Origin of the sequence: Lysinibacillus odysseyi 34hs-1 = NBRC 100172, assembly GCF_001591965.1 — a bacterium.
GTDB classification, from domain to species: Bacteria; Bacillota; Bacilli; order Bacillales_A; family Planococcaceae; genus Lysinibacillus_B; species Lysinibacillus_B odysseyi.
In genome coordinates, this window is record NZ_BCVX01000001.1 from 319,680 (window position 1) to 335,943 (window position 16,264).

The 16,264-nt window shown below is 39.1% G+C and carries 16 protein-coding genes and 1 pseudogene; 4 read left to right on the top strand and 13 right to left on the bottom strand.

Annotation, left to right across the window (positions count from 1 at the left end; translation table 11 throughout):
- Positions 1 to 134 precede the first annotated feature (134 nt).
- Positions 135 to 1,568 (top strand): DHA2 family efflux MFS transporter permease subunit, encoded by a 1,434-nt coding sequence (locus BOD01S_RS01740; protein ID WP_036155059.1) that lies wholly within the window; start codon positions 135 to 137, stop codon positions 1,566 to 1,568.
- Positions 1,569 to 1,644: 76 nt separating this feature from the next.
- On the opposite strand, the gene BOD01S_RS01745 is transcribed toward BOD01S_RS01740, so the two are convergent.
- The 5 genes and pseudogenes from BOD01S_RS01745 to nhaC form a co-directional block, all read right to left on the bottom strand.
- Positions 1,645 to 2,586: a sensor domain-containing diguanylate cyclase gene (locus BOD01S_RS01745; RefSeq protein WP_036155062.1), complete on the bottom strand. Its 942-nt coding sequence runs from the start codon at positions 2,584 to 2,586 to the stop codon at positions 1,645 to 1,647.
- Between the two features lie 408 nt (positions 2,587 to 2,994).
- Positions 2,995 to 3,468, bottom strand: coding sequence for a DinB family protein (locus BOD01S_RS01750; protein ID WP_036155064.1), 474 nt, complete (start codon positions 3,466 to 3,468; stop codon positions 2,995 to 2,997).
- Between the two features lie 60 nt (positions 3,469 to 3,528).
- The gene (locus tag BOD01S_RS01755; RefSeq protein ID WP_036155066.1) at positions 3,529 to 4,053 is read right to left on the bottom strand and encodes an SMI1/KNR4 family protein; all 525 of its coding nucleotides are present in this window, start codon (positions 4,051 to 4,053) and stop codon (positions 3,529 to 3,531) included.
- Positions 4,054 to 4,624: 571 nt separating this feature from the next.
- Positions 4,625 to 4,954: pseudogene (locus tag BOD01S_RS01760) on the bottom strand (MFS transporter); the annotation flags it as partial.
- A 232-nt stretch (positions 4,955 to 5,186) separates the two neighbouring features.
- The gene (gene nhaC / locus BOD01S_RS01765; RefSeq protein ID WP_036155070.1) at positions 5,187 to 6,638 is read right to left on the bottom strand and encodes a Na+/H+ antiporter NhaC; all 1,452 of its coding nucleotides are present in this window, start codon (positions 6,636 to 6,638) and stop codon (positions 5,187 to 5,189) included.
- Between the two features lie 487 nt (positions 6,639 to 7,125).
- Here nhaC and BOD01S_RS01770 point away from each other — a divergent pair, with 487 nt between their 5' ends.
- A complete protein-coding gene (locus BOD01S_RS01770) occupies positions 7,126 to 7,734 on the top strand; it encodes a protein kinase domain-containing protein (protein ID WP_036155073.1) in 609 nt (202 codons plus the stop codon).
- Positions 7,735 to 7,951: 217 nt separating this feature from the next.
- Here BOD01S_RS01770 and BOD01S_RS01775 read toward each other — a convergent pair whose 3' ends face one another.
- On the bottom strand, positions 7,952 to 8,821 hold the full coding sequence (locus BOD01S_RS01775; RefSeq protein WP_036155075.1) for a helix-turn-helix domain-containing protein: 870 nt from the start codon (positions 8,819 to 8,821) through the stop codon (positions 7,952 to 7,954).
- 113 nt (positions 8,822 to 8,934) lie between these two features.
- Between BOD01S_RS01775 and BOD01S_RS01780 the strand changes: the two genes are divergently transcribed.
- The gene (locus BOD01S_RS01780) at positions 8,935 to 9,633 is read left to right on the top strand and encodes a CPBP family intramembrane glutamic endopeptidase (RefSeq protein ID WP_052124859.1); all 699 of its coding nucleotides are present in this window, start codon (positions 8,935 to 8,937) and stop codon (positions 9,631 to 9,633) included.
- Between the two features lie 186 nt (positions 9,634 to 9,819).
- On the opposite strand, the gene abc-f is transcribed toward BOD01S_RS01780, so the two are convergent.
- The 4 genes from abc-f to BOD01S_RS23795 form a co-directional block, all read right to left on the bottom strand.
- Positions 9,820 to 11,436, bottom strand: coding sequence for a ribosomal protection-like ABC-F family protein (gene abc-f, locus BOD01S_RS01785; RefSeq protein ID WP_036155076.1), 1,617 nt, complete (start codon positions 11,434 to 11,436; stop codon positions 9,820 to 9,822).
- Between the two features lie 99 nt (positions 11,437 to 11,535).
- A complete protein-coding gene (locus BOD01S_RS23790) occupies positions 11,536 to 11,667 on the bottom strand; it encodes an RAxF-45 family protein (protein ID WP_269845638.1) in 132 nt (43 codons plus the stop codon).
- A 148-nt stretch (positions 11,668 to 11,815) separates the two neighbouring features.
- Positions 11,816 to 12,238: an organic hydroperoxide resistance protein gene (locus BOD01S_RS01790; protein ID WP_036155078.1), complete on the bottom strand. Its 423-nt coding sequence runs from the start codon at positions 12,236 to 12,238 to the stop codon at positions 11,816 to 11,818.
- A 121-nt stretch (positions 12,239 to 12,359) separates the two neighbouring features.
- Complete coding sequence (locus tag BOD01S_RS23795) at positions 12,360 to 12,485, bottom strand: hypothetical protein (RefSeq protein WP_269845639.1); 126 nt, start codon at positions 12,483 to 12,485, stop codon at positions 12,360 to 12,362.
- A gap of 188 nt (positions 12,486 to 12,673) precedes the next feature.
- On the opposite strand from BOD01S_RS23795, the gene BOD01S_RS01795 reads away from it, so the two are divergent.
- Positions 12,674 to 14,086 (top strand): VanZ family protein, encoded by a 1,413-nt coding sequence (locus BOD01S_RS01795; protein WP_036155080.1) that lies wholly within the window; start codon positions 12,674 to 12,676, stop codon positions 14,084 to 14,086.
- Positions 14,087 to 14,436: 350 nt separating this feature from the next.
- Here the strand turns inward: BOD01S_RS01795 and BOD01S_RS23955 are convergent, their stop codons facing one another.
- The 3 genes from BOD01S_RS23955 to BOD01S_RS01810 all read right to left on the bottom strand — a co-directional run bounded on the left by BOD01S_RS23955 (position 14,437) and on the right by BOD01S_RS01810 (position 16,205).
- The gene (locus BOD01S_RS23955) at positions 14,437 to 14,610 is read right to left on the bottom strand and encodes a DUF2441 domain-containing protein (RefSeq protein ID WP_407655986.1); all 174 of its coding nucleotides are present in this window, start codon (positions 14,608 to 14,610) and stop codon (positions 14,437 to 14,439) included.
- 85 nt (positions 14,611 to 14,695) lie between these two features.
- Positions 14,696 to 15,712 carry an anti sigma factor C-terminal domain-containing protein gene (locus BOD01S_RS01805; RefSeq protein ID WP_036155084.1) on the bottom strand — a complete coding sequence of 339 codons (1,017 nt, stop codon included), beginning with the start codon at positions 15,710 to 15,712 and terminating at the stop codon, positions 14,696 to 14,698.
- A complete protein-coding gene (locus tag BOD01S_RS01810) occupies positions 15,702 to 16,205 on the bottom strand; it encodes an RNA polymerase sigma factor (RefSeq protein WP_036155086.1) in 504 nt (167 codons plus the stop codon). The genes BOD01S_RS01805 and BOD01S_RS01810 overlap by 11 nt, the downstream gene beginning before the upstream one ends.
- Positions 16,206 to 16,264: the final 59 nt, after the last annotated feature.

Here is a 16,264-nt window from a genome sequence, read left to right on the forward strand (position 1 = left end):
TCTTCAACAAATCACTTTAATATGTTGTTTAGTCGACAATTTCTTCAAAATTGATCATGGGATTCTTCCTGTTATATTGATATGATCTATTTTATCGACATTACGTCAATAAAACAACATAGAAAGGACTACTTATGGTACAACAACAAAAAGAAATCAAAAAAGGGATTTTACTGACTGTCCTTATTGTCGGCTGTTTCCTTTCCACATTAAATCAGACATTACTAAATGTAGCACTCAGTAGTTTAAAAGATACGTTCCATGTAGAGGCGACAACCGTCCAATGGCTTGCGACAGGCTTTATGCTTGTCAACGGTGTACTTGTGCCGATAACAGCTTATTTGATGAAACGCTTTACAACACGCCAACTGTTCATCAGTGCCATGGGCTTTTTACTGATTGGTTCCATTATATGTGCTACTGCGCCTATCTTCGGTATACTCCTTGCTGGACGTATGATCCAAGCAGCAGGTGCAGGGATTCTAATGCCCCTTATGATGGGGGTAGTACTTGCGATCTTTCCCGCAGAAAAACGAGGCAGTGCTATGGGGTTCCTCGGCCTTGCCATCATTTTCGCACCAGCGATTGCGCCGACACTGGCAGGCTTTGTCATCGACTTTTATTCATGGCGCTGGTTATTTATCGGCCTGTCGATTCTTTCTGTGCTTGTGATCCTGTTTGCGCTAAAATTCTTAGTGAATGTTTCCGAAACAGCAAAGGCAAAGCTCGATCTGTTCAGTGTTATCTTATCGACAATCGGATTTGGGCTGATTTTATACGGATTCAGTAATGCAGGAAGCAGAGGATGGGATGATTGGATTGTCATCCTTTCAATCGCAGTCGGCGTCGCTGTTACAGTTGCCTTCTGTGTTCGTCAAATAAAATCCGACGATCCGCTGCTTAATCTATCCGTCTTTAAGCATAAAGTATTTACGCTCACTTCCATCATCAATATCACGGTAACAATGATGATGTATGCAGATATGATTTTACTGCCGATTTACTTGCAGGACGGCCGCGGCTTTACAGCATTTGATGCAGGGCTGATTTTGCTGCCGGGAGCGATTATTAACGCATTGATGTCTCCTGTTACAGGTAAGCTCTATGACCGCTTCGGTGCAAAACCGCTGTTTATTACGGGGCTGGTTCTTATCATCCCATCGATGTGGGCGGTGACAGATCTTTCTGAAACGACTACCTATATGTATGTAGTTATCCGAACGATTTTCCTTCGCATCGGCTTGAGCTTTATTACAATGCCGCTGAATACCGCGGGGCTGAATGCCTTGCCGAAGGAGCTTGGCACACATGGTTCAGCAGTGAACAACACAGTCCGCCAAATTGCCGGAGCCATTGGAACAGCCGTCATTGTCACTATTTATACGGCACAGGCAACGTCTCATGCAGAAACGATTATGATGGACAATCCTTCGACTGCCCCTGATACACTTTCTTCCATGGCATCAATGCTCGGGTCCGGGGATGCCTATTACTTCATGACAGTTTTGGCGGTCATCGCGTTGATTTTAACGCTGTTTATGCCAAGGAAAGCAAAACAATCTCGCTAGCTTCAAAAAAATGTACGCCATGTAATCCAACTGGCGTACATTTACTATTTGGCGCAGAAAAATAAAATAAGCTTACTTAAAAAATCTCATAGTTGTTCTTTCCTGCTGCTTTTGCATTGTACAATGCACCATCCGCATTTTTGAGGATGGTGTCTAGAGAAATATTGCCATTGGCTGGATACGGCACTATCCCCATACTTGCCGACAGCTGACATTCGGGTTTCCATGTATTTAGACGATTAAGAAGATGTTCCGCTCGCTTACCTATCTCTTCTCTAGAAGACATATGAGGGAAAATGATAATGAATTCATCTCCCCCTAATCTAACCGCAAATGCTTCTTCCTGGTCTTTTATAAACTGTTGAATTCTCGCCGAAACCTCTTTAAGCACTTGATCCCCCGCATCATGGCCATATACATCATTCACCTTTTTAAACCCATCCAGATCCAGAAAGAATAGCACTCCGCCAAGTTTAGAAAAGTCTGCAAAGAAATTAAAAAGATATTGCCTGTTATATAGTCCTGTCAGCGAATCCTTATAGGCAAGATTCTCTAAAGTTAAATAATAGGAGAACATCTTCGCTATTTTTTGGAGCATGCTTATGCTCTTTTTATCAAAGTGAGTAGCTTGATCATGAACTACACATAAAGTTCCAAATCTCTCGCCATTCTTTAGAGAAATAGGAATGCCCACATAAGCGTTAATATTGACTTTTTCATATAGGCTTCTTAAGTCATCCAGACTAGCTTCTTTACTTGTGTCCTCAAAGACTAATGGCTGGTTTTTTTCGAAATCAATCCGATTACAAACAGTTCGGTTAAGCTTGATAGCCGTTCCTTCAGACACATGAATATTTGGATTAATATTTGAAAGTTTAAGGATCACTTGCTCGCTATCGGTAAAAGAGCTCAAATAAATCAATTTATCAGGTAAAATTTCCTTTGCCAGGTCTAATACATCCCTAGCAAGCTCATCGAAATTTCGATACATCTGTAATTCGTGTAATGGTATTACCATAAAAGCCCTCCATTATTCAACATTACTTTTATAATTTTAATTAGAGGTTCAATTGCCGCTTTAAATATAAAAACCCTAAACGTTAAGTTCAAAGTTTGATTTTCTTCCCCAAAGCTTAACATAAATAACTAGTTCCTGTTTAATGTTGGTCAGAAATAAAATTTGATTAAAAAATTCTATTCTACCCCTATTTAACAGCAAATGCAAAAAACCATTTTGAAAAAGATTGATCAAAATGGGATTTTTCACTTTAACTAAATAGGCGACTATCATAAAGAAGGTTCAATCAGTTTCTTATAGTGTTGTTCTACTATCACGTCCCATAATAGAGCAGTTAAAAAATCATTTAGCTCCTAAGCCACTTGATCTTTCTTCCACTAAGACACCCTTTAGCTAAACAAGTTTAACTTACTCAAACAGCTGGACGTTCGGTTCCCGCTTTAATACATGAACGATCAGTGAGTGCAATTGCCCACGATGATGGAAAAGATGAGCCTGTGTATCCAACAACCATTCATATCGAGAATGAGTTATACCAAAAAACGAAGTGGTTTCCCGTAGCAGCTCTTCTTCATGCAATAACCCTATGCCTTCTTTTAGATAAGAATAATTGCTAATAAGGGCATTGATAATGGCAGTTTTATTTATATTTGGTTCAGCCTCTATATAAAAACGGTCAAGCTCTTCTTCAGAAGCACCCATCCCTATCAGGAAGTCTGCTTTGCATATAACCGATATGTGTGAGAGGAGTTCACCAATAGACCATTTTCCCTCAGTTGGTTTAATATCCATATCTTCTTCGCTTAAAGTTTCTATTAGCTTGATAATCGAATCAACAGCTAAATCCATCTCTTTAATAACACCTTTGCAGTATACATTCACGCCGCCATTCCCCCTTTTTAAAAACTTGTCTAACGATATTCACGGGTTTCTCCCGCTCTGCTACTCCTCTTCGTCCAAGCACATTTCTATAAACGCAAACAGACCCGTTGCCTCAACAGAGCGGTCTCCCCAGTCATGCCAAAAATATAAAATCTGCCCTGCTGTCCCTGACTCAGCAGGATCCGTATCGATGCAGAGATAATCCCCTCCGCCATTTTCTGCAATCGGAATCCACTTTTCGTTCCATAGGACCGGTTTAATTTGCTCTTCATTATCAAGCTCCAATTCATCATCCGGATCAAATTCTTCCTGCAAAAACTGCCAATTTTCAATAATGTCGAACGTAGGAGACAGAGTCAAATTTCTTACAAAAGGGTTAACGCCTGATTCCCAAACTTGTCCGTTATGTATCCGGTATATACTTTTCATTTCTTCCGGAAGTGTCACACCGAGTGTCTCCTCGACCAGCTTCAATTCATCATCGCTAGCGCCTGGCTGGAGATTTAATGATTGTTGAAAATGCTCTTCAACCTGTGATCCCTTTTCAAAAATCTGCTGCCACAGCCATTCAGCTTTATTTGTCATTCTATTTCCTCCCCCAACTACTAATGCCTTATTTCATTTAACTATCTGCAAAAGGACTTCCTATTAATATATCCTATAATACTAGCAGCATAAATACTCGATTATGCTCCACTTATTTATAATTTCGTGCGCCTGTCAATAAGCGTAACAAATAAAAGAAGATTACCTTTACCGGCAATCTCCTATTCTATAGTGCCTATTGATTCCCACAAAAAACGTCACTTCTTTACCCGAAGTGATGTTCACATATTTTATAAGCACTCGTTATTCTTTTTTCGGCAAACATCCTGCAAAACTAACCCTATTTCAAAGTTTCCTAATTATTATTAATCAGCACTATAAACCCGCCACACAAAAAAACTTCCGCCAGCCCCTATAAACAAAAGGTTGGCACTAGGATATACAATGTCTCCATATGACAGTTGAACGGTCAACAGCCACACACCCGTATCCATGACCGTAACAATCAACACTTTTACAAATGAATGATCAAGCCTTTTCATGATGAACCGAGCTGTTACTAGTGCAATGTTTTCTCTAGTACTTGTTTATTTCCCCCGCTTTTAGCTTCTTACTTCGGCACTGGCTCTGTAAATCTAACTTGATTGTTTCTTAGGAAAATAAACACCGCATTCAATATTAATGCTAGGATACCTACTAATACAACGTATTGTGTGCCCCATGCTGATATAAAGAATCCACCTGCAGCTGCACCGATTGTTGTGCCTATATTACAGGAAGATAAAAATAGACCATTCGCAAAGTCAGGAGCTTCATTGGCTGCTGAGGCTACTACATATTGATTGATGTTTGCAGCCAACCCAGCAAGGATCCCCCAGATTAACGTAATAAGTGCCATTGATATAGTAAACTGTCCCGTGAAGAATAACAGGACGTATACCGTAATAACATATTGTAGAATAGCATTCACCGATTACAGCGGTGTCAGAAAATGAATCGGTTAAGAAGAGCTGCTGCACTTATGTAACGAACCCCCGCATACAAAAACTCCCCATTATATAAACAGACTTTATATCTGTCTATCGAATGGGGAGCATATGAAGCATTATATTAGAGGACCTTTTTAAAAAATCAGAAATCTCATCTGACAGGAAGCCTCTTTTTACTATTCATTACATATCCATCACTGTATTTTCGGATTCAATCACATCATGTTTGTCTAATTCTGCCATCTCTTCTTTCGTCAACTTCTGGATCGTAAAACCAGTAAATGCATAAATAATGGAGATGATCGGCACGATGAAGTTCAGCACTGCATATGGTGCGTATTCAAATGCACCGACACCGAGAGTTGCTAATATAAATACGCCACACGTATTCCAAGGAATAAATACAGATGTTAACGTACCACCGTCTTCTAATGCGCGGGATAGGTTTTTCGAATGTAGCCCTCTTTGTCTATAAGTAGAGGCAAACATACGGGCCGGAACGACTATCGAAATGTACTGCTCGGAACATGAAGCATTCGTTGTAAAGCAAGCTGCAATTGTAGCAGCAACTAAAGAGCCCGTTGATTTTGCAAGCTTTACTATTTGATTCATCAGCGTTTGCAGCATTCCGGAATATTCGAGGATCCCCCCGAATGTCATAGCTACCAGCGTCATGGAAACGGTATACATCATTGAATCCAGCCCGCCGCGATTAAATAGGTCATCAACCATTGCATTTCCTGTTTCAATGACATAGCCGCTTTGCAAAGAAGCAAATGCTGTAGCTAAACTATCTCCCTGGATAAAGACCTGGGATAAAGTTCCAAGTAAAGCCCCGACGATTAATGCTGGTATTGCAGGTACTTTCATCACCACTAAAGCAATGACAGCGAGCGGTATCAATAATAACCAAGGTGAAATAATAAAGCTTTCTTCAAGTGCTGCAATTGTCTGGTTAATACTCGCCGTATCAATCGAGCCATCTTTATAGTTCAAACCGATAACTCCATAAACCGCTAATGCGATTAAAATTCCTGGAATCGTTGTATAAAACATATGTTTAATATGTACAAATAGATCTGTATTCGTTAAACCGGAAGCTAAATTTGTCGTATCAGACAGCGGAGACATTTTATCCCCGAAATAAGCTCCTGAAATAACAGCGCCAGCTATAATTGGTGCTGGAATTCCCATACTCAAGCCGATTCCCATCCCCGCAACACCTACTGTTCCCATCGTAGACCAAGAACTGCCGATTGCCAAAGATACAATGATACAGATAAGCGTAATCGTGATTAAAAAGAATGCAGGCGTAATGATTTTTAAACCATAATAGATCATTGTTCCGACGACACCGCCGCCTATCCAAGAACCGATGATTAAACCTACTAAAATAATGATAATGATTGCAGGTAGTGCGAGTTTTATTCCCTTGTACATCATTTCTTCGATTTCTGTCCACTTAAAGCCCTGTTTCCAGGCAACAATGGCAGCAATAGATGTACCGATAATTAATGGTATGTGTGGGCCCTGTTTTAAATAGACAATTGTTATAATCATTGTGATAATCATACTGACTAGCGGCAATAGCGCCCAGAAAAGAGTAATCTCCTTTTTAGCAGCTTCCTTTTTCATCTTATTCCCCATTTCTGCATCAATTTTCTGGATGATGTAAATATATTTCTTAATATTATTAGATTATCCACCAAAAAAGGCTATGTCAATATATTTCGAAAAGTCTGAACTAAATGCTTATATTATTTTTCTTTACTTTCCTGGAATCTTTCATTGTCTATACTATCTCCTAGATCTTATTAAATGAGCTCAGATGTTAAAAAGTTCTTTTGCCCATAATTGAACAGCAGTAATTTATTTTTGGTATGTAAAAAGCACCTCCAGAAATGATGCATGGAAGTGCTATGTATATATTAAATTGAACAGATTAACATCATTTAAGGCATTCATTATAAAATCTAGCTAAACGACTTTAAGATGATTTCTGAATGATAGCCGAAAGAGGACTTCCTGAATACTATTGTTATAATAATAAATATATAAGCAGCTGCTCCCATTTTGAATGAATCGATGATACCTATTAATTATTTGATATGAGGTGTATTTTATGAAGTACCTACAATTAGCCGATAGCGTTATTATGGAAGGAAAAAGGAAAATACCGCGGTTAAAGGGCTACAGTTCTGCACTTCAATTAATTGGCACAGGTAGAAGTGCTTACGTATTTAAGGTGCAGGATGAACAGATCGCATTAAAGGTGTTCTTCCCTCATAAAACGCATCTTGCACGGGAAGAAGCAGCAATTTATCGAAAGCTTCCATCTGGCAGTTATTATCCTACCTTACATGAAGGTGGAAAAAATTATATAGTAATAGATTATCTCGATGGATATACTCTATTCCACTACTTAGAAAACGGTATATATATCCAGGAAGAAAAAATATACGCTATTAATGAAGCATTGGAAATGGCAAGAAAAGCCGGACTCAACCCGTCAGACATCCACCTTAAAAATATTATGATAACTTCAAACAAACAAGTGAAGCTAATTGATGTAGCACGCTTTCGCCAAACGGAAAAAGACAGACAGTGGGATGATCTTCAAAAGGTCTATTTTAAAGGTTATGTGAAACCGTATTTTCCGAAAAGAATCCCTCGGGTTATCCTAAACTGTATAGCCGCTGTTTATAAAACTGGACTGCGTTTTATAGGTTGATGGGAATGTCGAAAAGCTTAATTTTAAAGTACTGACATTCGGCAGAAGATAGAAATTATTATATAAATGAAATATTTAAAGTATAAAAAGAAAATAATAATTAAATTAAAAAGCATATCCCATCAAACAGTAGTTAAAACTGCCGAAGAGATATGCTTATTTTTCTGAAGCCTGTATTTATCATTCAAAAAAAGACAACCGACTCTTATTGTTGAAACTAAGACTTCAACTCAAAAACCGCCTTCTGTTTAGCAATCTCCTCCAGTAAAAGAGATAGCACCTCCTGATCGTCAAACAAATCCATTAGTGTTTCCAGTCTTCGGAGTTCCTCTTCATATGGACGCTTCAAGTGAATATGGCAAATTGTTTTATGGGTAAAAATATAGCCCAATGATTGATAGGTTAATTTTCTTTTGAATTTTTTGTAAGTTCGGTCCAGCCATTCGATACATGCCTCATATTGTTCATTTTCCAAATATAAAAGGGTTAAATTTAAATGAAAATATATTTTTAAATACGTTACATCTCTTTCATAATCATCGTAGGCATTTAACCTTTTGATTGCCGTTGTGGTGATTTGAATTGCGGTATCCAATGGGAATAAGACAATGATCGAATTTAGAAGCTCCATATCTTCAATATACCAGTGATCCAACTTCTGGACCCGCTCCCAAATATTCTCCGCAATCGCCCTTACTGCTTCCAAATCATCTTCCTCCGTTAGAATGAGCAATGCCCGGTAGGAATCAAAAAGCAGTTTAATACCGTCATCAGGCTGTTTTTTTAAATACCGCTCAATAATCCGCAATTGGTCTTTTATTTCCTTTGGAAGCGTGAGCTCCATTTCCCGATAATCCTTCAATATTTTTTCTCGTTCCGTCGCTTCATACTGATGATGGATATAAAGAAATTCATTCAATGATATATTGAGTCTTTCCACTAGTTGTACAAGGAGCTCTGCACTTATTTGCAATTGATCCTGCTCAATTCTAGAATACGTGCCTTGCTGGACAATCCCTTCTATCAGCTCTTTTTGCGTCAAATTACGATTTCTTCGTATGCTTCGCAATGTAGCCCCAAATCCCATTTTACTCCTCCAATATTCCGATCCGTATATTTTGTTCGGTTTCAGTTACCTACCAGTATAATAAACATATATTCTATTGAATATGGCATTTTATCGAAAAGGAGAACAGGTTTATGTTCTGGTTAGGCGTATTTTTATTAGGCATCTGCATTTATTACCCGGTTTATGATGCCATCTATTTAAAACAGGATCTTTCAAAAATCCAAAAGGTCCAAATGTATAAAAGCAGCATTAGAGCTCAATGGCTTTTCGTATTGGTCGCATTCGTCATCTGGTTCTGGCAAGGGTTAGGATTTTCACAATTAGTGACTTTTCCTGTTCCATCCACTATTTCTTTTGACAAGCTAACCCCCTATACGGCGGGCGTATTAAGCGGGGTCGGACTGTCTATTGTATTATCCTATATATTAGTGAAAAGAAAAAAAACCCCACCAACAATGGGCGATATCGACTTCCTTTTGCCGCAGACGAAAAAAGAAAAGCTATGGTTCTTCTTTTTATCCGCAACTGCCGGGATTTGCGAAGAGCTTATTTTCCGGGGCGTAATGGTGTATTTTCTCTTCCACCTTCCACTGGATTTGCCTTTATGGGCAATCGGCTTGATTGCTTCTAGTGCATTTGGAATTGTCCATCTGTATCAAGGTTTCAAAGGTGTAATAGCTACAGGCTTCATGGGTTACTTTTTATTTGGACTATACATGCAAACAGGCTCACTTTGGCTGCCTATACTGCTGCACTTTATAATTGATGTAAAATTTGTGTTTATGCCGAACAGAGTGAGCACAAAAACAAGTGAAAGCTCACGTATATGATTCCAAAAGAAACCTCATCATTTTGGTGGGGTTTCTCTTCGTACAATCATGGAACTGTATTCTATGTAAGAAACCATCGGCCTCTGTTTTGGTGATTCCATTATACGATGTAAATAAAAGGCTTAAAAAGGTCTGCCAGAAATAACTCCCTGGCAGGCCCCTCCGCTACAAAGTGAGAAATACCTCTTATTCACACCAGTTCTTCTTTTGTTTTTCATATGCCCAGTTGTATGGTCCGTTGTGTACAGTAATGGAATGATTTTCGATCCATGCTGTTTTTGTAAAAATCCTTTGTAAAAAGTAACGGTCGTGACTGATTGCAATGATTGTTCCAGTAAATTTCTCCAATGTTTCTTCCAACACTTCTCTTGATTCGATATCCAAATGGTTTGTTGGTTCATCTAAGATTAGGACATTACAATGCTGATACATTAATTGGGCTAATCTCAGCCGCATTTTTTCCCCGCCGCTTAAATCACCAACACGTTTAAAAACATCGTGCCCATAAAACAGAAATTGGGCAAGGATATGACGCGCCTCCCCTTCAGCTACTGATAAATCTTCCCTGAAGGCATCAATTAACCGAGCTGAAGGATTACGAATATCAAATTGCTGTGATAAATAGCCGATCTTGACATTACTTCCTTGCCGAACGTAACCGGACAGCGGAGATATTTGCTGAAGTAATATTTTTAGCAGAGTTGATTTTCCTGTTCCGTTGTTTCCGACAATCGCAAGCCGGTCCTGCCAATAGATCGGTAAATTGACATCCATAAAGAGGATTTCCTCTCCAAAGCCATGCATCACATCCCGTAATTCAAATACTTCTTTACCAGCCCGATGATTAGCCTGCAGCTGTAAATTCATTGCTTTTTCGTTTTTAGGCTTTTTTACAAGTTCCATTCGCTCCAGCATTTTTTCCATTACCTTTGCTTTGCGGTATAAATCAGGATTTGGCGGTGATGCCTCGTTAGCCCATTGACGCAGCCTGCGAATAGTTTCTTTTATTTTTTGGATTTTCTTTTGCTGCTCCTGATAGGCTGCAAATTGCTGCTCAATCTTCAATTCCTTGTTCCGCAAGTAGGCATCATAGTTACCGATGCTCACCCAGATTTCTCCGTCCTCCATTTCGAATACTTTTTGGGCTGTATTATTTAAAAATTGGCGATCATGGGAAATCATGATGACCGTCCCTTTAAAATAGTGGATATAGTTTTCCAGCCATTCAATGGCAGCCAAATCGAGATGATTGGTCGGTTCATCCAATAATAAAATACTTGGCTGCTGTAAAATAATATGTGCTAGCATCACCTTTGTTTTTTCCCCGCCGCTAAGATCATCAAAGAGACTATCCACCAATGGATGAATACCTAAACCATTTGCTACGGAAGAAATTTTTGCATCCATTTCGTAACCGCCGCGTACCATAAACTGCTCCTGGAGTTCTCCGTATTGATGGAGGAGCTTTTCTGTTACTTCTTGGGTCATTTGTTCCTCAAACTCTTTTAGACGTTCTTGCATTTGAAGGAGTTCTGCAAAGGCTTCTTTCAGTACCTCATACACCGCTTTATTTGGAAAGTCCGGGATTTGATGTAAATATCCGACTTTATCGCCTTTTGCTTTCATTACCCTTCCTTCATCAGGCTGCTCAACTCCTGCAAGCAACTGAAAAAGTGTTGTTTTCCCACAGCCATTTCGTCCTACTACCGCTATCCGCTCCCCAGCGAGCACTTCTATATTCATCTTCGTGAAAATCTGATTACCACCGATTGATTTTGATATATTTTCTGCTTTTAATTGCATTTTCTACGCCTCCCAGCGCAGCTGAAAAAAGCATACAAAAAAGACTACTCATTAACTGAGCAGTCTTTCACAAATTGTGAAAAAAATGAAGTTAATCAGCTACGCGTTCTTTTGAATTTGTCTAAAAAAGGGCACACCTATCCCGTTAGCAGCAAAATCAAAAGTAATGACACGTGCAAAATACATAGCTGTATCCACTTTTACACCTGTCTTCGTAGCTAAATTCATCATTCTTTCCACCTCCGTTCATTAAAGTTGTTTTAATCTTACCATATTTCAATCAATTTACAAGTCGTAACGGTAAAAAATTCCGAAGAGGTTTTACCACCTTCTCGAAAGCGAAAATCAGCATTTTGCCTTCCCTGCTAAATCCCTATCTTTATACAACTTCCAGCGTAACTTCAATATTCCCTCTTGTCGCCTTGGAATACGGACACACCTGATGTGCTTTTTCTACCAGTTCTTTTAATTGGTCCTGTTCAATATCCGTTCCCTTCACCTGTAGAACAACGGCCAGCTTAAAGCCTTGATCCGCCTCATCCTTTAGGAGGCTGACGTTGGCTGTCACCTCGGAAGTAAATTTCACATGTTCCTTACGTGCTGTTAACTGGAGCGCGCTGTCAAAGCAGGCGGCATAGCCGGCAGCAAATAGCTGTTCCGGGTTTGTCGCATTTTCTAATTGCTTTGCTCTTGGTGTACCAGGCATGGCAGTATCAAACTGGATAACCCCATCATCAGACTGCACCTTGCCCTCTCGCCCGCCTAAAGCGGTTGCTTTTGCCGTAAATAATTTTTCAGACATACTAACAGCTCCTTTTGCGTTTTTGCTTTCTCTCCCCTTATACCCATATGAATGTTCTTTTATCAGGATAAATAAATCTTACATATAATTTGCATGAAGTTTTACTGCAAATTACCATTAATTATAAATTTGTTAAACTCATTAAAACGGATACAACCAATGCACTGTAGAAGCAGTGATGACAGTGGCGAGATTCAGCATAAAAAGAATGCATAATATCTGCAAAGGATAATGATCTTGAAATCATCAAGTACGCTCCTTCTTTTATATGACCCCCTCTATCAAAAATCCAACTGTATCTTTATGCACTCGTTTTTTCGCCTCGTTTACCACAACAGCCATTTCCTTCATAATTTCTTAAGATTATCCCTTAAATTCTGTTAAGATTCCTCTGCTACACTGGATAGACCAATGTTGTTCAGGAGGTTGCGGTGTATGGATTTAATCAGTGTTGTATCTGGTCTTTTGCCATATGTAAAATATTCTGTTGTTATACTTATCATTCTATTTGTTGGATACTTTGTTTATAGAAAGTTTTTCTATAAACAATACCCTATCCGTTTATCTACCTTTGTCTGCATCACCTTGCTGATCTGCTGGGCAGTGGTAGTAGTCGGCATCACCACACTCAGCAGGCCGGCAAATTTTACAGGACAGGTGAATATCAGTCTATTTAGCGGCTATATAAATGCATGGAATAAATGGTCTCTGTTTGAATTGCAGCTCATTATCTTTAATATGGTCATGTTCATGCCGCTCGGAGCCCTATTGCCGTTGCTTCACAAAAAAAATAGGTTATTCTGGCGTGTGCTTGTGCTGTCGCTTGTAGTCACACTCTCTCTTGAAGTTTTCCAACTGCTTTCCGGAAAAGGAATTTTTGAGTTGGACGATCTGTTGCATAATACAGTCGGGAGTTTGGCTGGATATTTCTTTATGATGGGAATTATTGAGGTCATCAAGCAGAGAAAATTAAAACTGGCCCCGGTTGTAAGAGCCATTGCCATTCCTTTATCCTTCGCTGTGTTATTTGGAATAGCAGCTATAGTCTATGAAGTACAGGAATTTGGGAATATGCCCTTCAAACCTGCCCAAAAACAAAGCATGGAGCAAGTTCATGTGCAGCTGGAAACAACGCTTTTCGATCAAAAGGCAGGAGCATGTATATATTACAACGAAGATATCAGGAATAAGAAAGTGATAAAAGACATCGCCCATTCTATCGCCAAGCAATTTCAACTTCAACAGGTGGGCGGCCTGCGCAGGGAATCGGAAAATCTTAGCTTTGCATTTGTTGATGCTGAAGGCACCAACTATTCCCTGTCCTATAGCATAACGAATGGCACATGGGACTGGTACACTGATCATCTAGACGAAAATCCTTCACCAGCAGATATTAAACAGCAAAGACAGCTTATAGAGGATTGGCTGAAAAAGGAGAGTTTACTGCCAAGCGAGGCCATCTATCAGCAGCAGGATGAACGGACAATTCGTTGGGATTTAGCGAAACCAGAGAATCGGCAAACTGCCTGCGAGGATTTTTCCGAAGGCATGATCATAGCTACCCTTTCCCATCAGCAGAAGCCCGAAAGTCTGTTTTATATGATAAGTAACAATGAAATGGTGGCAAAAGAGCCGATTATTTCACAGAAGGACGCATATGAAGCATTAGTGAACGGGGAGTTCAGCCTTTTCAATCCTTTACAAAAGGGCGATACATTAACAATTACAGATGTCCAGCTAACTTATGCTTATGATACGAAAGGCTATTACCGGCCGGTCTATGAATTTACAGGCAGTGTAAATGACCCTGACTTTGTAGTAGCTATTACAATAGACGCGATGCAATAGGAAAAACAGCATCAGACTGTAGACAGGTTCAAAGAAATTTGAATTTGTCTACAGTCTTTTTTGTACTTTCAATCAACTTACAAAGATAAAAAGGTATAAAAAACTACGAAAAGCATCACTAAAACAAAAACCAGAATAACGTCAAATACCTTTGTTGTTTAACTATTCATGAAATGAAAGGCCTCCATCTTATTTCAATTAAGCACCCAGAATAAACAAAATAATTACGATACTTTTTTCATATCAACTGCTGCCAAAAGGAACTGCTAAACAGATAGATTTTCAATAATCTCCACCACTTCAATTTTGCCATCGACTAAAAGTTCAGCAAGCTCAACTTTCACATTCCCTTACCAGTATTCTCGAGCTTGATCTATTTTTCGGGCGAACGAAGCTCCATTATCTTTTGGTAAAAGATTTCCGTCACCTTCAAAAACCATGTCATATAAAGAAAAAGCCCGCCGGAAATTGCTCTCCAGCAGGCCCTCTTTACTCATTTTATAAAATAGTTCATCTTCATACACTCTAATGAGGTGTTTCTTATCCAGATAATAATTAAATTTTTGTGTTAATTCGTAAAAAATATAATCGATATAACGGATCCGGCTTTTAATACCTATCCGTAATAACCCCAATTGACGATGCTTTAATGAACGGAAGTTCTTTTAACTGAGATAGTGTTTTTGTATCGCCCGTCACAACCGCACCATAATATTGCAGGTCATTGCCGGCTAATATTCCATCTTCACCGCTGAGCGTTTCGTACAATCGTTTATACTCCCCTTGCCATCGTGCTTTAAATTTTTTTCCAGAAGAAATATTCCTGATAAATGACAGTGCAGGCTCCTCTGCCTCGTCTCCATTCGCATCTAATAGAGAGAAACCATAAACCGTATCCTCTGAACGAATCAAATAATCTCCTAAACTAACTACTTCCCCATTCTCATCCATGTGTCCTGTCTGGAAGTTATCTTTTTCCTCATCCACATCGTCGACCCATATCCATGAAAGTGTCACATCATTTGGAATGAGTGATTGCACTTCTTGTAATGTGTATCCTTGGTCGAAGGAAAGCGCTACTTCCATCACCTTTTCCTGCCCGATTTCATCCAACAAGTCTAAATCACGACGATATGAATCATATGGTAAAAAAGGATAGTAAAAAACCATCTGTCGTTGACCTAATTCGTTATAGGTTGGCTTTTCTGCCTCTTCTTCCGTAAAGGCAGCTCCGATTAGTGCAGGATATCCTCCTCCCTTACTTAACACTTCATCACGAAACAGGCCGTATCCGTAACCATCTTCCCCTGTATATACTACTTTCCCTTCAATGATTTTATAGGTAGTATAATAACTTTTTCCTCCTAGGAATCCTGGGTATCTTTCGCGTTTTCCTATAAATTCATTCGGTGCTGAAATTTCATGCATCCCCCGTATTGAACTCGTAACTTGTCCTTCTATTACACCCGTTAATTTAGGATTGGCGAAAGCAATAAATACGACTATAAAAGTAAGCACCAGGATCGCAATCAATACCATTTTCCAAGTAGCTCGCCGCTTTGCCTTTTTAATCGTTCTTTCCATTTTCTCTATGTTAAAGAGATCATCCCTTTTTTCATTGTCCATGCTCCTTCTCCTCCCAGATCTTTTTAAAGCTGTTCCTTGCACGCTGTAAGTATGTTTTCACATTCGTTTCTTTCATGTCTAAAATATCGCTGATTTCTTTATAGGAAAATTCCATATAGTATTTTAGAATAAGCAGCTGCTGGAAGGTTGGCTGAAGTCGCTGCAACGCTTCCGCCATTTCCCTTCCTTCCTCTTTAGATAATAAATTTACCGAAACATCTTCCATTGCAGGCTTTAATTTTTCTAAATCCTCATCCTGCAATCGCACAATCAATTTATTTTTGTTATATAGCGAATAATAGCGGTGAATCGCCACTTTAAACATCCATCCCCGCATTTTCCTTGGTTCAATTTGTTGCAGACATTCGATTGTTTTTATAATCGTTTCTTGCGTAATATCCTCTGCATCCTCTTTGGCAGCCCCAATTTTCAATAAATATTTGAATACAATTTCTGCATGTACAAGGAGCAGCTGCTCCCATTCATTTTTCAATCGTTCACCAACTTTTGGATATCCATTTTTCGTATGTAGTGATCACTCACCTATATAAC